The organism is Desulforhopalus sp. IMCC35007 (assembly GCF_005116575.1).
GTDB lineage: Bacteria > Desulfobacterota > Desulfobulbia > Desulfobulbales > Desulfocapsaceae > Desulforhopalus_A.
Genome location: NZ_SWCN01000026.1, coordinates 1 through 16,588, shown reverse-complemented (window position 1 = coordinate 16,588; position 16,588 = coordinate 1). Strand labels below are relative to the sequence as shown.

The 16,588-nt window shown below is 45.2% G+C and carries 13 protein-coding genes, 1 tRNA gene and 1 pseudogene; 6 read left to right on the top strand and 9 right to left on the bottom strand.

What is annotated here, in order from left to right; all coding sequences use genetic code 11:
• Positions 1–33: 33 nt before the first annotated feature.
• Together FCL48_RS20810 and FCL48_RS20805 are read right to left on the bottom strand one after the other, a co-directional pair.
• Positions 34–1,119, bottom strand: coding sequence for a nitrogen regulation protein NR(II) (locus FCL48_RS20810; protein WP_136875273.1), 1,086 nt, complete (start codon positions 1,117–1,119; stop codon positions 34–36).
• A 528-nt stretch (positions 1,120–1,647) separates the two neighbouring features.
• Positions 1,648–2,382 carry a queuosine precursor transporter gene (locus tag FCL48_RS20805; RefSeq protein WP_240744909.1) on the bottom strand — a complete coding sequence of 245 codons (735 nt, stop codon included), beginning with the start codon at positions 2,380–2,382 and terminating at the stop codon, positions 1,648–1,650.
• Between the two features lie 305 nt (positions 2,383–2,687).
• Between FCL48_RS20805 and FCL48_RS20800 the strand changes: the two genes are divergently transcribed.
• Entirely contained in the window at positions 2,688–3,407 is a 720-nt protein-coding gene (locus FCL48_RS20800) for a FadR/GntR family transcriptional regulator (protein WP_136875271.1), read from the top strand.
• Positions 3,408–3,553: 146 nt separating this feature from the next.
• Here the strand turns inward: FCL48_RS20800 and FCL48_RS20795 are convergent, their stop codons facing one another.
• From FCL48_RS20795 to phoU, 7 genes and pseudogenes are all read right to left on the bottom strand, one after another.
• On the bottom strand, positions 3,554–3,991 hold the full coding sequence (locus tag FCL48_RS20795; protein ID WP_136875269.1) for a superoxide dismutase [Ni]: 438 nt from the start codon (positions 3,989–3,991) through the stop codon (positions 3,554–3,556).
• A 231-nt stretch (positions 3,992–4,222) separates the two neighbouring features.
• A pseudogene (locus FCL48_RS20790) lies at positions 4,223–5,689 on the bottom strand (PP2C family protein-serine/threonine phosphatase); the annotation flags it as partial.
• 326 nt (positions 5,690–6,015) lie between these two features.
• Positions 6,016–6,843, bottom strand: coding sequence for a phosphate ABC transporter ATP-binding protein PstB (gene pstB / locus FCL48_RS20785; RefSeq protein ID WP_256374304.1), 828 nt, complete (start codon positions 6,841–6,843; stop codon positions 6,016–6,018).
• A 176-nt stretch (positions 6,844–7,019) separates the two neighbouring features.
• Positions 7,020–8,063, bottom strand: a complete 1,044-nt coding sequence (locus FCL48_RS20780) for a substrate-binding domain-containing protein (protein ID WP_136875265.1) — start codon at positions 8,061–8,063, stop codon at positions 7,020–7,022.
• A 101-nt stretch (positions 8,064–8,164) separates the two neighbouring features.
• On the bottom strand, positions 8,165–9,421 hold the full coding sequence (gene pstA / locus FCL48_RS20775; protein WP_136875263.1) for a phosphate ABC transporter permease PstA: 1,257 nt from the start codon (positions 9,419–9,421) through the stop codon (positions 8,165–8,167).
• A 66-nt stretch (positions 9,422–9,487) separates the two neighbouring features.
• Positions 9,488–10,873 carry a phosphate ABC transporter permease subunit PstC gene (pstC, locus tag FCL48_RS20770; RefSeq protein WP_136875261.1) on the bottom strand — a complete coding sequence of 462 codons (1,386 nt, stop codon included), beginning with the start codon at positions 10,871–10,873 and terminating at the stop codon, positions 9,488–9,490.
• Positions 10,874–10,936: 63 nt separating this feature from the next.
• The gene (phoU, locus tag FCL48_RS20765; protein ID WP_136875259.1) at positions 10,937–11,596 is read right to left on the bottom strand and encodes a phosphate signaling complex protein PhoU; all 660 of its coding nucleotides are present in this window, start codon (positions 11,594–11,596) and stop codon (positions 10,937–10,939) included.
• A gap of 352 nt (positions 11,597–11,948) precedes the next feature.
• Between phoU and FCL48_RS20760 the strand changes: the two genes are divergently transcribed.
• The 5 genes from FCL48_RS20760 to FCL48_RS20740 all read left to right on the top strand — a co-directional run bounded on the left by FCL48_RS20760 (position 11,949) and on the right by FCL48_RS20740 (position 16,468).
• Positions 11,949–12,677: a response regulator gene (locus FCL48_RS20760; RefSeq protein ID WP_136875257.1), complete on the top strand. Its 729-nt coding sequence runs from the start codon at positions 11,949–11,951 to the stop codon at positions 12,675–12,677.
• A complete protein-coding gene (locus FCL48_RS20755) occupies positions 12,674–14,515 on the top strand; it encodes an ATP-binding protein (protein WP_136875255.1) in 1,842 nt (613 codons plus the stop codon). Before FCL48_RS20760 ends, FCL48_RS20755 begins: the two co-directional genes overlap by 4 nt.
• 94 nt (positions 14,516–14,609) lie before the next feature.
• Positions 14,610–14,684: transfer RNA gene (locus tag FCL48_RS20750), tRNA-Gly, on the top strand.
• A gap of 398 nt (positions 14,685–15,082) precedes the next feature.
• Positions 15,083–15,730 carry a LysE family translocator gene (locus FCL48_RS20745; protein WP_136875253.1) on the top strand — a complete coding sequence of 216 codons (648 nt, stop codon included), beginning with the start codon at positions 15,083–15,085 and terminating at the stop codon, positions 15,728–15,730.
• A gap of 282 nt (positions 15,731–16,012) precedes the next feature.
• Positions 16,013–16,468, top strand: coding sequence for a hypothetical protein (locus FCL48_RS20740; RefSeq protein ID WP_136875251.1), 456 nt, complete (start codon positions 16,013–16,015; stop codon positions 16,466–16,468).
• The last annotated feature ends 120 nt before the right edge of the window (positions 16,469–16,588 follow it).

Below are 16,588 nucleotides of genomic sequence, written 5' to 3'. Positions count from 1 at the left end.
CCGAGAATCCCGGTTTTTTCCCCTTTACCGGGGTTAGGTGCCAAGTGCGGGAAGTTCTAATATCATTTTGGTATATTTATGCATAATTGAATCAACCTTTATCATGCCTCCGTGGTCCTGAATGATGCCATAACTGATACTCAGCCCCAGTCCGGTTCCCTTGCCGGACGGTTTTGTGGTAAAAAACGGTTGAAATATTTTCTTCAGAATTCCTTGGGGAACGCCCGTGCCGGAATCTTTGATGAAAATCTGAATGATAGATCCGTTTTCCTCATTTAAAATTGTATGAAAGTTAATTTCGATTTTTTTATCGGGAGAAGTGTTGGGGTACCGCTCATTTAAAGAATACCGTGCGTTACTTATCAAGTTGAGAATAACTTGCTGTAATTGGGTGAAATTACCCATTACCTGATACGGGACATTCGGATAATCCACTTGTATTTTGATACCATCTCTCGTGCACTGATGCTTTACAAGAGAGAGGCTATCCTTGATGACTTGAAGAATGTCAATAGGTTCTTTGCCTTTGTCGCTTTCACGGGCAAAAGAGAGCAGGTTTTTAGTGATGAGGGCAATTCTTTCGCCTTCGTTGACTATTCTTTTTAGGAGTTCAGCCTGCAGAGAATCTTTTTCACTGTCGTCGAGCAGCAGTTGCGCAAAATTAATGATTCCGGTGATTGGATTGTTGACCTCATGGGCGACGCCTGCAGCAAGTTCACCGATCGCGGCCATTTGAGCCGTTCTCAGAGAGTCAGCTTTCCTCATCTCATCCCCGGTCAGTTCCCTTGCTATAAGAAGAATTTTCCGAACTGTTTCATCTTTGTCTTTTACGGGTGATATTGTCAGTAAATATTCGCCAGCCAGGCCCGGAAGTGTGGTCTCTTCAGCGCGCGAAGAGCAGGTAAGTAAAAAATCTTCGAGCGGACATTTGAGATGTGGCGAGCTGCCCCCATGGATGATTTTACAAATTCCCTGGCCTAAAATTGCGGGGAGCTGTTTTTTAGCAGCGTGGAGTGCCGCGTCGTTGGCATCAATAATTATGCCGTCAGGAGTAACGACAAACACCGGGTCTTGAATTGCGTGGAAAAGTTCATTCTCTACATTAGTCAGACAAAGCATATGCGTTTAAGAAATTTCCGGTAGATTGTTACCTAAACCATGCACACGCACAATAAGAAAATAATTTATTTATGTAAAACAATATGTTGCACTCACAATGCTTATTGTAGCAATCACATATCCTGAGTATTATTTTCTTTTAATTGCTCCCCTTCGGGACCGGCGATTTCACCGAATCTGTCGTGTTAGCAGAGCTTTGACGTATGTATATACGGCTGTAGCTCCGGTGCCTCACATATCCGTCAACCTTACCGGTTGCAAGATTTAGGTGTTAATTGTTATGGCTTGTTGACAAGATCTTAACATACCCTGGACTTGAAAAAGCTGTATTTTTTCAATTAGGTTTTTAATAACGTAATTGGATCAACGCGGATTTGCAACTCAAACAAAGGAATAATCTGCGCTAAAAAATATCAGAGATTAACGCTATAGTGACCTTTTTGAGAATGGCAGCACTCTTGTTTGCTGTTTCATAATTTTTGACAATACATCTTTTGCTTCATCACCTATTGTCCTGTCTATCTTTCATTAATCCTCGTCCATTTCAGTGCTGATCATTGATCGATCATACATCAATTTTGCCAGATAAAGAAATGGGGTGTCGATTGCTGCTACGATCCATTTAAGCAAATAAGTCGTGATGAGGATCTGCACGAATTCACTATTGGGAAGAAGACCCCAAAAGGCGATGAAGGTGAAGAGTACAGTGTCGATGAGTTGGCTGACCATGGTACTGGCGTTATTGCGGAGCCAGAGGTATTTGTCACTTGGAAAAAGGTTTTTCCAAATATTATATGACCATACATCATGAAGCTGAGAGAAGCCGTAGGCAATGAGAGAGGCCAGGGCAATGCGTGGTAGGATGGCAAAGATGTTGTTGAGACTTTCCTGAATAAAATCAAATTCATTCGGTTTAAAATTCAGGGCAATGTTCATGATGATTACTGTTGCGGCAAGAGAAAAGAAACCGATAAAAACAGCTTTTCTCGCAGCCTTTTTACCGTAATTTTCCGACAGAATATCAGTGACCAGAAAAGAGGAGGCATAGGTGATATTACCAAGGGTAACCCCTATGGAAAGGAGGTCCACCATTTTGAGCACCTGAATATTAGCGAGAATGGTAGAAATCGGAATCCAGATATAGAGGCCGATTTTACCAAATAAACGATAGGAAATAATGATAGCGAAGAAATTGGCCAGTAAGAGAAGAAGCCAGAGAGATTCGTTGGAAAAATGTGATAGGGCAAGGTTCATAGTGGTCATGCAGGGGCCTCAGAAAGAAAATCGTCATTCAAAATGGATAGAAATGGGAGAAATGACAGAGGAGACGGCTGAGCCTTTAAACGAACCAATAGAAGAGTATCCTCGGTTTTGATAAGGCGGGTAGCCGTGACCGCCGTCGGGTTACCCCCGAAAAATAACCACACAATTTATCAGAACTTATCTACTCGAGCAAGCAAAGATACTTCTCAGAAGAAAAAAAATGCATTAGGGTGACAAAGAGCTGGTACTCAACAGTGCCAGGGAGGTAGATAAAAAACAACAGATAAACCGTGTAAACGCACATTATGAAAAATAATGCTTACTTGCCAGTCAAACAGAAACAGGTTTCGACACTGGTATTCGAACAACTCAGAGACAGTATTTTCAGGGGGCAACTCAAACCTGGAGAGCAACTTCTCCCGGAAAGAGACCTCGCGGATACAATGCGGGTCAGCCGCACGTCGGTCAGGAATGCTATCACTCAGCTAATCACAATGGGCTATCTGGAGACGCGTCAAGGTAAAGGAACTTTTGTAGTGAATCGGGATGTTTCAGATTCCAACAATCCGTTTGCCTCTATTATTTCACCGGGAAAGTCCACAGTGGATGAACTTCTGGAGTTCAGAATAGGTCTGGGATTACACGGTTCAACGCTTGCTGCCGAAAGGGCCACGGAGAGCGATATTGTTTTCCTTGAGGACACCCTGAAGCGTGAGGAAGGTGTCGTTCCCACAGCGGAGACCGAGACAGAGGCGGATATTGCTTTTCATATGGGTATTGCCTATGCAACGCACAATTCAGTCTATGTCGATTTGACCAAACGGTTTTATGAGTACATGTTCTTTCGGATAAAGGAGTTACATTCGTTTCTTTATGAAGTGCAGGCAAATCTTGAAGCGGTGGAACGGCAGCATTTGGTCATTCTGGAAGGCATTAAAACGCACAACCCGAAGGTGGCTCGAGATGGAATGCGCAATCATATACAGTTTTTACGGGAAATAATTTATTCGTATTCTAAACGTTGACTGGCCTCTATTTTTCGCCTACAAAAAAACCTGAAAACAGTCAGATGTTTTCAGGTTTTTTGTTATAAAAAAGCTTGATCTTGTTAGTTTTTTACTGCCCTGCAGTTAAAAGACGTTAACCGGCTTTTGGTTGCTGTAAAGGGTTTTTAATGTTTGAAGTAGAGGTGTTTAAACTCTTCTGCTGCTGCTCGCAATGACTCTACATTTGCAAGGTCTGTTGTCTGCTTACATTTCATGCTGAATACGAGCATTTTATGCAGGGCCGCAATCTTTTTATCGTAATCAGCCGCGTCGAATTTGATTCTCTGGGTCATGAAGTACTGGGTGACAATATCCTGGATGTATTCAGCATGTTTGTCTTTGTTGGTGACCCAACGGACCAGCTGATTGATGTCTTTGCCGCTTTCAAGCTCAGTAATACTCTTCATCGATTTTTCGATGGTGCCCGCATGTTCGATAATCAGATTCATCCTGAGTTCGTCGTCATAGATACCACAGGGGATTTCACAATGAGCCTGGGCACTTGCCATGTAAAACCCGAGTGAAACGAAAAGGACTGCCAGTGAAAGAGCAATTTTTTTCATACTTACCTCTCTGTTGGTTAATTTGAATAAGAAACTGACTGTGGTGCTACGGATTTTCTCCTGGGAGAATCGTCACTATAAAAGAAACCATTTTGTTTTACGCGCCGGTCATGACGATTGAACTGTTTGTACAATCGCACCGAAGACATCAAAAAAATATGAAGTGTTGAAGTTGCTAGGATTACCCTACGAATATAGTGAAGATCAACGGATAGTCAATAGTAATTATTACTATTGTGGGTCTTCTTTCACTTTGATCAGGACCAGGGTGATATCGTCCTGCTGGTGAACATTGCCATAAAAATTCTGCACTTCAAGGAAGAGTCTCTCCTGTATTTCCCGGGCCGATTTATTGGCATATTGTCTTATAATTTCTTTGATACGTTCACGCCCAAAGAGCAAACCCTCTTGGTTTGTGGCCTCGCTGATGCCGTCAGTTCCTATGAGAATAATATCTCCTGGCATAAGAGAATGAGTAATATTTTCTTCAAATTCGTAGCGACTATCAATGCCAAGGACCAGACCTGCACCTTCCAGTTGGCTGAACGAATCTGTCATGACATGATAGAACAGGGGTGGCTCGTGACCGGCACGAATCCAAGTAAGCTTTTTAGATTGTGGGCTAATTTCTACAAAAAACATCGAGGTAAACCGTCCAGATTTTTCGCAGTCATTGGAGATATACTGATTGACTTCGTGTATGAGTGAGGCTGGGTTTCTGTATCTCTTTATGGCGGAGGTTAGAAAAGCCCGGACTGAAGTCATGAGCATGGCAGCCCCGATCCCATGACCCACCGCATCCGCTACGACTACGCCAAGTGACTGGTTTGGCAAAAGAAAATAGTCGTAATAATCACCGCCAGTTTGATCGCAATAGATGGAAGAGCCACTGATGTCGAATCCTTTGAGAAAGGGGCTTGATTGGGGAAGGAGATTTTGCTGCACTTCTTCTGCCAGCTTTAAAGAGCTTATCAATTTAAAGCGGTGGCGTAAGCCGTCGATCATTTGATTGGTATGTCCGGCTATGAAGCCAAATTCGTCCTGGGTGACAACTGGAACTTTGCTCGAAAGGTCACCACTACTCACCTTAATGAGTATTTCAGTCTCGTTTTTAAATAGAAGCTGGAGATTTTTTGAGTACGAGAGAATCAAATTGACAATTAAAATAATGAGCACGGAAACAATAAAGAAAACTTCAATGATAACGGTCATGGTGACATCATGAATTGCGTTGGCATTCTGAATATTGTCTGCCAGCCATTGAATATCACGGGTAAAGATAAGAATGATCACAATGGCAACAAGGATTGATGCTGTTACCGCAACCAGGGTGAATTTCTGAGTTACAGGGAATAATTTTTCAGGAATTGAAGCAACACACTGGTCCTGCATTGCCCGTAAAATTATACTTCGTTCCCCTGCAAGTGCTGAGTCAAGACCGATAAAAAGGCCGGCGATAATGCAGCCAATCATTGGAGACAGGGTATAGATAAACGGAAGGTCGTAGCGTATAAGATTATGACCGTTCATCAGAATTCCTGCAAAGATACAGATTGAAAAATCGAGAACAAAAGCTCTTTGTGGCCGCTGCAGTAGGGGGGCAGAGTGGATAAATATTTTACTGAGAAAGGGGCGAAAAATAAGGGGAGGTATAAAACTGAAAAAAATTATGGCCCCCAGTTTCACGGGGGGCATCTGCTCGAGAAAAGGTCAGACCTGACCTCCATAATAAGAAAGGGCAAGTATTGCAAAAGTGTACTGCAAAAATACTCTCATAAGATATTCTATTATGAAGGTTTTATTGAAAAAAGACTTATTGCCTACAAATTACGAACATGTTGTCTGTTGTCAAGCTCGTACCTATTCTTATGCCAGGTAATGGGCGATGTGATGAGATAAAATGCGCGTGCGAAGTATGCACATTGGCTGCAAGAAGAGAGTTGTCGGAAGGCTCGTATTACACCCAAAAAGGCTGCAGTATCTTATCTACTATAGCCTTTTTGTGAGGTGAAATATCCTGTACATCAGCCAAAACGGCCTGTGATATAATCTTCTGTCAACTGGTGAAGCGGGTTGGTAAAGACCTTTTCGGTGGCTCCGACTTCAATGAGATCGCCCAGATGGAAGTAGGCTGTTCGCTGGGAGACCCTGGCCGCCTGTTGCATGGAATGGGTCACAATGACGATGGAAAACTGGGTCCGCAGTTCGGCAATCAGTTCCTCTACCCGTGCGGTTGCTATGGGATCGAGGGCGGAACAGGGTTCATCCATCAGAATGACCTCGGGGCTTACTGCAATGGTTCTTGCAATACAGAGTCGCTGTTGCTGGCCACCGGACAGGCCTGTGCCGGGATCCTGCAGGCGGTCTTTCACTTCATCCCACAAGCCTGCCCGGATCAGTGAGGTCTCAATAATTTCATCGAGTTCATCTTTATTTTTGGTCAAGCCATGAATTTTAGGCCCGTAAGCGATGTTGTCATATATTGACTTGGGAAAGGGATTGGGTTTCTGGAATACCATGCCAACTCTGGCGCGAAGGGGGACGACATCAACGGAGGGGTGATAAATATCAGTCCCGTCAAGTTTGACTTCTCCCGTAACCCTGCAGGACAACACGGTGTCGTTCATTCGGTTGAGGCATCGGAGAAAGGTCGATTTTCCACACCCTGAAGGTCCAATCATGGCAAGGACTTCATTGCTTGCCACATCGATGCTCATCTTGTTTATGGCTTGTTTATCTCCATAGAAAACCTGAATATCTCTACAGGTCATCCGTGGAGTATCTACAAATGGAGTGCCAACGGTTTTACGGGCTGTTGCAAGAGTTTTGCTCTGCTCGGCCTCTTCTAGCATCTCTTCACTGAGCATGGTTGGAAAGGCGTTGCTGGCGTGGTTGGCTGTAAGTTCCATAATATGTCTCTTTCTTTGGCTGCTTTTCTCTTACATATCGGGGCTCTAAAGACCTTGATGTCCTTAGAGCCCCGATGCTGCTGTATCTGGTGATTCTGCCGATAGTTGTGATTGGAAAATTATTTCATCTCAAGGGTTTTGAGAGCAGCGACGTTTTCATGGTACTGCTTTCTTTCAGCTGCTGGCATAGGTATCAGACCCTTATCGGCAAGATAACCGTCTTCGCCCCAGGCTTTTTCGCTGGTAAATTCGTCAAGGTATCCTTTCATTCCAGGGATAACGTCAACATGTGCTTTTTTTACGTAGAAATAAAGAGGGCGTGAAACAGGATAGGAGCCATCTGCAATCGCTTCGAAGGTAGGAGGCATATCTTCGATGAAAGAACCCTGGATCACATCGCTGTTCTGGTCAAGAAAGGAGAAACCGAAGATACCAACGGCTGCAGGATTGGCCTGAAGTTTTTGCACGATGAGGTTATCGTTTTCACCAGCCTCAACATACGCACCATCTTCACGTACTGTCTGACTGAGTGCTTTGTATCCTTCTTTGTCCGTCTTTTTCATGGCTTTGATAACGTCAAAACTGTCGGCGCCAGTTTCCATTGCGAGTTCAACAAAGGCATCCCGGGTTCCGGATGTTGGAGGTGGTCCAAGAACTTCAATTTTGGTTGGAGGCAGGTTGGAATTAATCTCATTCCATGTTTTGTATGGGTTAGGAATAATTTTTCCTGGATTTTTTGGATCAGGTACGTCTTTAGCAAGTGCTAAAAAGATTTCCTGTCGGGTGAGCTTGAGCGGTGCAACGGACTTAGAATGAGCAAGTACGATTCCGTCATAACCAATCTTTACTTCAACGATGTCGTTCACACCGTTTTCTGCACATTTTTCCATTTCGGAACTTTTAATAGCCCGAGATGCGTTGGTGATATCGGGGTGGTTTATCCCAACACCGCCACAGAAAAGTTTGAATCCACCACCCGATCCGGTTGACTCAATTTTCGGAGTCTTGTAGCCTGTGGTTTTGCCAAACTGCTCGGCGACCACAGTGGCAAAAGGGTACACTGTTGAGGACCCAACAATAGAAATATAATCTCTGGCGGCAAGAGCAGGTCCACAAAGTAAAAGCGACAAAGCGCCTGCTGCTGCAATAGTCTTCAATTTCATTTTTCGTTTCTCCTTAGAATTTAATGTACTGTCTGATTTGTAAAGTTGTGCCATGTCTGGCCAGTCGCTGGCTATTAGAACAGGCTATTATTAGGATTCTGTTACCATTTAATTTCAAATTTCTTACGCAGGAAAACCGCCAGACTGTTCATCGCTATCAGAAAGGCGAGCAGGATCATAATTGCTGCAGAGGTTTTCTCCGTAAAGGCACGTTCAGGGCTATCTGCCCAGAGATAGATCTGTACCGGCAAAACAGCCGAAGGATCAGTAAACGAGCCTGGTACATCCACAATAAAAGCCACCATCCCTATCATGAGGAGAGGGGCCGTTTCACCAAGGGCCTGGGCCATACCGATAATTGTTCCGGTAAGCATACCGGGAAGGGCAAGGGGCAGCACATGGTGGGTCACCGTCTGCATCTTTGACGCACCAATACCAAGAGCCGCCTCACGAATGGACGGAGGAACAGATTTCAGGGACGCCCTTCCCGCAATAATGATTGTCGGCAGGGTCATCAGAGTGAGTACCAGTCCGCCCACAATGGGCGTTGAGCGGGGCAGGCCCCAGAAATTAATAAAAATAGCAAGGCCGAGCAGACCAAAAATAATAGAAGGCACGGCTGCGAGGTTGTTGATGTTCACCTCAATGATATCTGTCCAGCGATTTGCCGGGGCAAATTCTTCAAGGTAGACAGCGGCGGCAACTCCAATGGGAAAAGAAAGCGATAAGGTAATGAGTAGGGTGAGAAGAGAGCCTTTTGCAGCGCCCAGAATTCCGGCAAGTTCAGGTTCTCTTGAATCCCCCGAGGTGAAAAAGGTCGTGTTGAATTTCTTTTCAAGCATGCCCTCGGCAGTGAGACGGTCAATCCATTTGAGTTGCAGATCCTTGAGTCGCCTGTTTGACTCAGGAACGTCACGCTGGTACTTGCCCTTGATCAGCATATCAACGTCATCATCGGCAAGCACCCATATCTTTTGTGTGGTGCCTATCAGTTTTGGGGTCTCTTCCACAAGTTCTTGCATCGTGTAGGCGGCAGACGGGCTGATAAGGCTATAGAGCAGCTTTTTATCCTGTCGTTTCGTGACCTCTGGAAACATTTTGAGCAGAGATTTTTTCACCAGCCCCGGAAAATCGGCTTTGGAGATGTTTGCATCGGTGAAAAGATCCTTATTGAATGAGACTTCAATTTCAATATAGGTCTGGGTAAATGCAGAGTATCCGTCTGAAATAATTGTGTAAAACAGGAAAAACACAAAGCAGAGCGAAGCGATGATCGCTGAGAGTCCCATTCGCTTGAATATTTTTTCCGCACGGTATCTTCGGCGCAATTTTGGGCCTGGTTCGAGGAGATTAGTCATTGTCTGTATGATTGTTGAGATGGTTATTTGTCATGAAATTCATTATGCAATAGAGGCGTCGCCAACCTATTCATACTGTTCCCGGTATTTGCGTACCACTCGAAGGGCGATTACGTTTAGCAATAGTGTAAAGACAAAGAGCAGTAGACCAAGGGCAAAGGCTGCCAGAGTTTTGGGGCTGTCAAACTCCTGATCACCAACGAGCAAGGTAACGATTTGTACGGTAACTGTGGTAACTGCCGAAAGCGGATTAAAGGAAAGATTGGCAGAGAGTCCTGCAGCCATAACCACAATCATGGTTTCTCCAATTGCCCTTGAAACTGCAAGAAGTATGGAACCAACGATTCCGGGGAGCGCTGCAGGGATGACCACATAACGGATTGTCTCGAAATGGGTGGCTCCGAGGCCAAAAGATCCATCGCGCATGGATTGAGGAACGGCATGGATGACATCGTCTGAGAGTGATGAAACAAACGGGATTATCATAATTCCCATTACGAGTCCTGCGGCAAGTGCGCTCTCCGATGAAACGGTAAATCCTGTTGCAGAACCAAGATCCCGGATAAGTGGCGCCACTGTGAGGGCTGCGAAAAAGCCGTATACGACGGTCGGAATACCTGCCAGTATCTCAAGAATAGGTTTGGCCCAGGTGCGAAAGGTTGGACTTGCATATTCAGATAAATAAATAGCTGAGAGCAATCCGATGGGGATTGCAACCATCATGGCAATAACGGCAATGAGGAGCGTGCCTGCAAAAACAGGTACGGCGCCGAAAGCACCTGATGAGCCCGCCTGATCAACGCGCATTGCTGTTTGCGGGCTCCAGTCGAGACCAAAGATAAAATCAGTCAGAGGTACGGACTGGAAAAAACGAATGGCCTCAAAGAGTACAGAGAGCACAATCCCCAGGGTGGTGAGTATCGCAACACCGGAGCAACAGATGAGGAAAGCCATACCTGTTGTTTCAACAATGTTTCTGGCCCGCAAATCCTTTGTAATCTTTTTGTAAGCAATACATCCCGGTACAATGCAGGCCACTATAACCAGCCCTGCGACGAGGTTGCTGGCAAATTCGCTCAGGAGGTTATAGGTTTTTGCTGCGGCCTGGACCGCCTCACCGGAATGGCCCGCCCCAAATCCTCCATAGGCGATATTTTTTACCTCATTGAGGACAAGAGTCAGTTCATTTGCGGAGAGTTGTTGCAGATCAGCCGGGAGACTGCGGGTTACCAGGACACTGATGATCTTGTCTTCAAAAAAGATCCATAAAGCAAAAATGATCAAGGCCGGGGCCGCACTGCATATTGCGGTGAATACCCCATAATGCGTTGGTAGAGAATGGAGCTCTTTCATTCCACCTGAGGCAGCTGCAATGGAATTTGCCCGCCTGGTGCCTAAGTAATATGCGGCAATCGAGAGGAGCAGGACGCAGGGTGTGATATATGAAAACATATTTTTTATCGAGCCTGAGGGCTAAATGGGTTAAATGAACTGAAGGGCTGAAAGTTATTCATCTCAATTGAAACGGGTTATTGTTCCTTCGACGAGATAGACAACTTCTTCGGCTATATTTACGGCTCTATCGCCAATCCGTTCGAGATGACGAGCCAGCAGATAGGTGTTGATGTGGTAACCTGGATGCTCCGGGTCACCCTTTATCCTCAGTTTGATATCCTCGTAGCACTGGTTTCTGAAGTCATCGACAAAATCGTCGTCGAGGAAAACCGTTTTCGCCAGGGCGGAATCCCTGTTGATGAGAGAATCGATAGACTTTTTCAGCATGCCGATGACTTTTTTTGACATGGGTGAAAAGTCGTAAAGATCAACATCGGATCGGTTAAACTTTGCGATATTATCAACTCGCATTGCTATGTTAACCGCCATATCCGCAATACGTTCCATCTCGTTGTTGATTTTAATTACCGCGATAATAAACCTGAGATCCCTGGCAACGGGTTGGTGCAGGGCTAGAATCTTCAAACAATCTTCTTCAATTTCAACTTCCAGATCATCAACCTCATAGTCTGAGTTTATAATTGCCTGGGTGAGTTTGGAGTCGTATGAGGCTATGAGGGCAGTAGACACTCGTATTTTTTCTTCAACGATTGAGCTTAGGTGCAGGAGCTTCTTGTTGAGTTTGTTGAGTTCGTGGGTGAATGTAAAATGATGGTCCATATATCTTGTGTCCTGTGCTGTTCATCTGATTGTTGTGAGAGTGGATTCCCTTTGAAGCCTCTCGATTGATCAGCATAATAGAGAGCCTTTGTTTTTGTCCGATTAGGTAATTGTTAGAATACAGTTAGAGGAGCAGGCAGGGGTTGCGGTCGGGCTAAAAATGATACAGGATAGAGGCGTGTAAAAAAACAGCAGGCCAAGAGTTGGCAGGTTAAGGCAGATGCGCCTTTGATCAAAAATGAAAAACTCTTGTCAGATTTTTCCGACATCCGGAAAAGTACCTTCAAGCAGGTTTCAGCTCACCGGCAAAATCTTCCGAGGTACATCATGAAAACAAAACAGACAGAAGAAAATGGGAAAAGTTAATGTTCTGGTGGTGGAAGACGAGGCGGATATTCAACAACTCGTGAGCTATAATCTTATCCGGGCAGGCTTTCATGTCACCTGTGCCGACAATGGTGAAGAGGCCCTGGACAGGTTGCGATCTGAGGAAATTGATTGCGTACTTCTCGACTTAATGCTCCCTGGCATGAGCGGGCTTGAGGTCTGCAAAGCAATCCGGAAGGTTGAAAGCACCAACACCTCGCCCCTCCCCATTATCATGCTCACAGCAAAGGGTGAAGAGGAGGATGTGGTTGCAGGGCTTGAGTGCGGTGCCGATGATTACATTACCAAACCCTTTAGCCCAAAGGTTCTTATTGCCCGGGTAAAAGCGGTTGTCAAGCGCGCGGTAACCAATCAGGTTGATTCCAGCGAATCAAAGGGGGTGCTTATCGTAGTCGACGGGCTGGAGATCGACAAAAGGCGCCACGAAGTGAAGCTGGACGGACAAGAGATTGTGCTCACCACGACTGAATTCAGTATCCTCACATTATTGGCGGGGAAGCCCGGCTGGGTTTTTACCAGGCAGCAGATCATAGATTATGTGCGGGGGTACGATTTCCTTATTACTCCAAGGGCAATTGACGTGCAGATCTTTGGTCTGAGAAAGAAAATGGGGGAACACGGATCGTTCATAGAAACAGTTCGTGGTATCGGGTATCGCTATAAATCCACTGTAGAAAACAGCAATAAATCATGATTAAACCAAAGAAAATAGTCTGGCAGATTTTCCCGGCCAATGTGATTACCCTGATCGTCGCTATTATGATAGTCAGCTGGTACGGTGCGACGACCCTGCAGGAATTTTATCTGCAGGAAACCGAGGCAGATCTTGAGGCCCGAGCCCATCTTTTAAGTGCAAAAATTACCGATTATCTTGAGAGCGGAAGTATCCAGGAGTTAAGGACCTATTGTGTCTCTGCCGGTCGGCTGTCGGGGACACGGATAACCATTGTCGATAACACCGGGGTGGTGCTTGCTGATTCCAACGAAAATCCCGAGGTGATGGATAATCATCGTAGTCGGGATGAAATCGAATTGGCCTTTAAAGGTGAGGTGGGCAAATCACGCCGTTTCAGCCGTACCCTCGACGATAACCGTATTTATGTAGCCATTCCTCTGCAGCTTCGGGATCTTCGTTCGGGGCTGGAAAAAACGGATGGGCTTATCTCGCTGGTCATCCGAACCTCCGTCTCTGTTACATCCCTGGATAAAACCATCGAGCAGATTAAGATCCGTATCATTGTGGGCTCCATTGCTGTTCTCTTACTGGCGGGGGTTGTGACCCTGCTGATTTCAAGGAATGTGAGTCGTCCTCTTGAGCTGATGAAAAAAAGTGCAGAGCGTTTTGCCCGTGGGGATTTCAGTGAGAGAATGCTTCCCTTGGCCAAAAAGACAGCCTCCCTTGAGATTGTGACGCTGGCCGCCTCCATGGACCGGATGGCAGTATTGCTTGATGAAAAGATACAGGCCATTGTTACCCATCGGAATCAATTGGAAACGGTATTTTCCAGTATGGTAGAAGCAGTTATTGCAATTGATACGGAAGAACGGGTGATAAGTATCAACGAGGCGGCGGCCAGACTTTTTGACATGGATAAAAAAACGGCTACCGGTAAGGTCGTGCAGCAGATTGTTCGCAATGTGAAGCTGCAAAACGAAATCAGCAAGACCTTGCAGACCCAGGAAACGGTGGCAGATGAAATAATCCTTCATGAGAAAGACGGGGATCGCTTCCTGCAGACCAATGTGGTGAACCTGAGTAATGGTCTGGGTGAATATGTTGGAGTCTTGGTGGTGATGAATGATGTAACACGGCTCAGGCGTCTTGAAAATATACGAAGGGACTTCGTCGCGAACGTCTCCCATGAGCTTCGTACACCGATTACCTCAATCCAGGGCTATGTTGAGACTTTGCTCGACGGAGCTCTTGACAGTCGTGAGGATTCTGAAAAGTTCCTCCAGATTGTTTTGCGGCAATCCCATCGGCTCAATTCCATAATTGATGATCTTCTCTGTCTTTCAAGAATTGAAGAAGACGCAAAGAATGGCCAGATTCAACGTTCACAGGAATCTTTGCGGCCTGTCCTAGAGTCGGCGATACAGACCTGCCAGATGAAGGCCGATCAGGCAGGCGTGCAACTTGAGTTGAACTGCCTCGATGATATTGATCTTGTCATGAATGGCCCACTTATTGAACAGGCCATCATTAATTTGATTGTTAATGCTATAGCCTACAGTAAACCCTCCGGCATGGTAACGGTGCAGTGCAGTGTCGTGGAGTCTGAGCCTGGACAGGTGATTACAGTCAGTGTCATTGATAGTGGCATTGGCATAAAAAAAGAACATCTGCCACGTCTGTTTGAACGATTTTACCGCAGTGATAAGGCAAGAAGCAGAGCAGTCGGCGGCACTGGTCTTGGGCTTGCCATAGTCAAACATATAGCCCAGTCCCATGGGGGGAAGGTGGTAGTTGAAAGTGTTGAAGGTCAGGGTTCGACCTTCAGTCTGATCTTTGCCACCGGTGAGAATGTCTAGCCAATGAGAAAAGGAAGGTCTTTTTCACGGGTATTATCAAAAGATTTTGACAAGTTGACGGGTTCGATCTATATTGGCCACCATAGAGTTATATGCGGGATTAACTCAGTGGTAGAGTGTTAGCTTCCCAAGCTGAAAGTCGCGCGTTCGAATCGCGTATCCCGCTCCAAATAAATCAGGCACTTATCGAATTTTCGGTAGGTGCCTTTTTGTTTTCCCCTACCTATGACCGGGGTGATTAATCCATTTATACTGTTACGATGCTGTGGAGTTATTGAGCACGAAACTAACAGTTCTTCTGAAGGGAATGTCAAAGAAATTCTGGAAGAATCAATAATCTACAACACTCCATTGATCGCCATTTTTGTGGAAACAACCTCTGCTTTTCAGATGTGCCCCAAATGCTCTATTTACTTTGGGTTTTGTAGGGCATGATCAAGTTCAAACTAACAGGAAAAACCTTTCTGATTGCCGTTGATAAGATCGTTAATATTGCCAAGGGCTCCTTCAAGATATATGGTGCGCTTCAAGATCTGAATTCTACCAAATACACAACGGAGTTTACTCATGCCGTCAATCGAAGTGCTAATCGCATTTACAGCCGCTGCTTTATTAATGAATATCTCGCCAGGACCTTCAAATCTATATGTGATGGCAAGGGCTATAGCGCAAGGTACGCAGGGTGGTATTGTCGCAGCAATGGGGCTGGCAGTCGGCAGCTTAGTGCATGTCGTCGCCACCGTACTTGGGTTATCTGCAATTTTCGCTCATTCACCAACCCTCTACATGATAGTAAAACTAACAGGAGCAGCATACCTGATATACTTGGGTATAACTTATTGGAAATCAAAAACCTCTGGTGGCAATGAAGCGATTCAGCGGCCCCAAGAGAAACCGCTGCTATCTGTCTTTCAGCAAAGCGTTATAGTTGAAGTGACTAACCCCAAGACAGCGTTATTTTTTATCGCGTTGTTACCCCAGTTTGTTGTACCTGAATCCGGGCCGGTATCTCAGCAACTGCTTGTGCTCGGCATTATCGTTACTATTTCGGCCTTGCCCTGCGATATACTCGTTGCAGTATCTTCCAGTAAAATCTCAAATTGGCTGGTGAAACACGAACGAGCACAACAAATTCAAGATCGCATATCTGGATCAATCCTTTTCGCTATGGGTGCATATATTGTGTCTGATGAGATTATCAACTCGAAGGTATGATTTAAGCCCTTGCGCTTCAACCTGAGGCTATTCCTGTAACGGTCATGGAGAAGTTCTCATCAATCCCTAACAACATAAAAAGGTATTTTTGACCTTTGGGGCATCAACGATATCCTGACAAGAAAAAAGCATTCTCATATCTAAGATGGTTCCAGAAAATCACAGAGAGGACTTGATTATCGATTATCAGAATTTATCGAAACCTTGAACGACCATATTTCAGATCGAACCGCGGTTTTTACTTACCTTGTTACTTACACAGTCCGACAAAATCAAATGACCATGGCCTATAGACCTGATTTACAGGAAATTGAAAAAGCATACCAGGAAGTAATACTTCACTGGTGCGAGATTGATGATCAACTCGATGATTTGAAGATAGGTAGAAAAGATACTCCATTTGACCAGAGGTTAATGGACAACATGATGTACGCCTGGGAGTATATAGATTCTTTTATAAAAGAGAATGAATACAGTTTATTCTCAAAAGAAGGTGGGCCGAACATGCTTGAAATTAATCACAGAGTCCACTATGGCCAGGATTATACTCTCAGAGAGGAATACCTCAAAGCCATTGACGCAACCACAGAGAAATTTTCCAGGCAGATTGTACCCATTCGAAAATATTACAAAAGAAAGACCGCCCTCCAGACTTCAGTCAGTAAAATTGCCTCAGAGGTGTATATAGCCATTCTCGGGCAACCGCAGCTCTTTATCGAGGGCAACCATAGAACCTAAATTCCCGGGCTATTGTAACGATGCCGGTGGCGTGACACCCAATTTAGTATAAAGTTCAATCTGGCGTTTTGTGGTTTCTCCAATCTGAAGCTGTTGTCCCGGCACTTCAAAGCATTCAAT

Coding starts and splice junctions, on each gene's coding strand:
- FCL48_RS20810 (WP_136875273.1), bottom strand. CDS start 1,119: ATGCTTTGTCTGACTAATGTAGAGAATGAACTTTTCCACGCAATTCAA.
- FCL48_RS20805 (WP_240744909.1), bottom strand. CDS start 2,382: ATGACCACTATGAACCTTGCCCTATCACATTTTTCCAACGAATCTCTC.
- FCL48_RS20800 (WP_136875271.1), top strand. CDS start 2,688: ATGAAAAATAATGCTTACTTGCCAGTCAAACAGAAACAGGTTTCGACA.
- FCL48_RS20795 (WP_136875269.1), bottom strand. CDS start 3,991: ATGAAAAAAATTGCTCTTTCACTGGCAGTCCTTTTCGTTTCACTCGGG.
- pstB (WP_256374304.1), bottom strand. CDS start 6,843: ATGCTAGAAGAGGCCGAGCAGAGCAAAACTCTTGCAACAGCCCGTAAA.
- FCL48_RS20780 (WP_136875265.1), bottom strand. CDS start 8,063: ATGAAATTGAAGACTATTGCAGCAGCAGGCGCTTTGTCGCTTTTACTT.
- pstA (WP_136875263.1), bottom strand. CDS start 9,421: ATGACTAATCTCCTCGAACCAGGCCCAAAATTGCGCCGAAGATACCGT.
- pstC (WP_136875261.1), bottom strand. CDS start 10,873: ATGTTTTCATATATCACACCCTGCGTCCTGCTCCTCTCGATTGCCGCA.
- phoU (WP_136875259.1), bottom strand. CDS start 11,596: ATGGACCATCATTTTACATTCACCCACGAACTCAACAAACTCAACAAG.
- FCL48_RS20760 (WP_136875257.1), top strand. CDS start 11,949: ATGGGAAAAGTTAATGTTCTGGTGGTGGAAGACGAGGCGGATATTCAA.
- FCL48_RS20755 (WP_136875255.1), top strand. CDS start 12,674: ATGATTAAACCAAAGAAAATAGTCTGGCAGATTTTCCCGGCCAATGTG.
- FCL48_RS20745 (WP_136875253.1), top strand. CDS start 15,083: ATGCCGTCAATCGAAGTGCTAATCGCATTTACAGCCGCTGCTTTATTA.
- FCL48_RS20740 (WP_136875251.1), top strand. CDS start 16,013: ATGGCCTATAGACCTGATTTACAGGAAATTGAAAAAGCATACCAGGAA.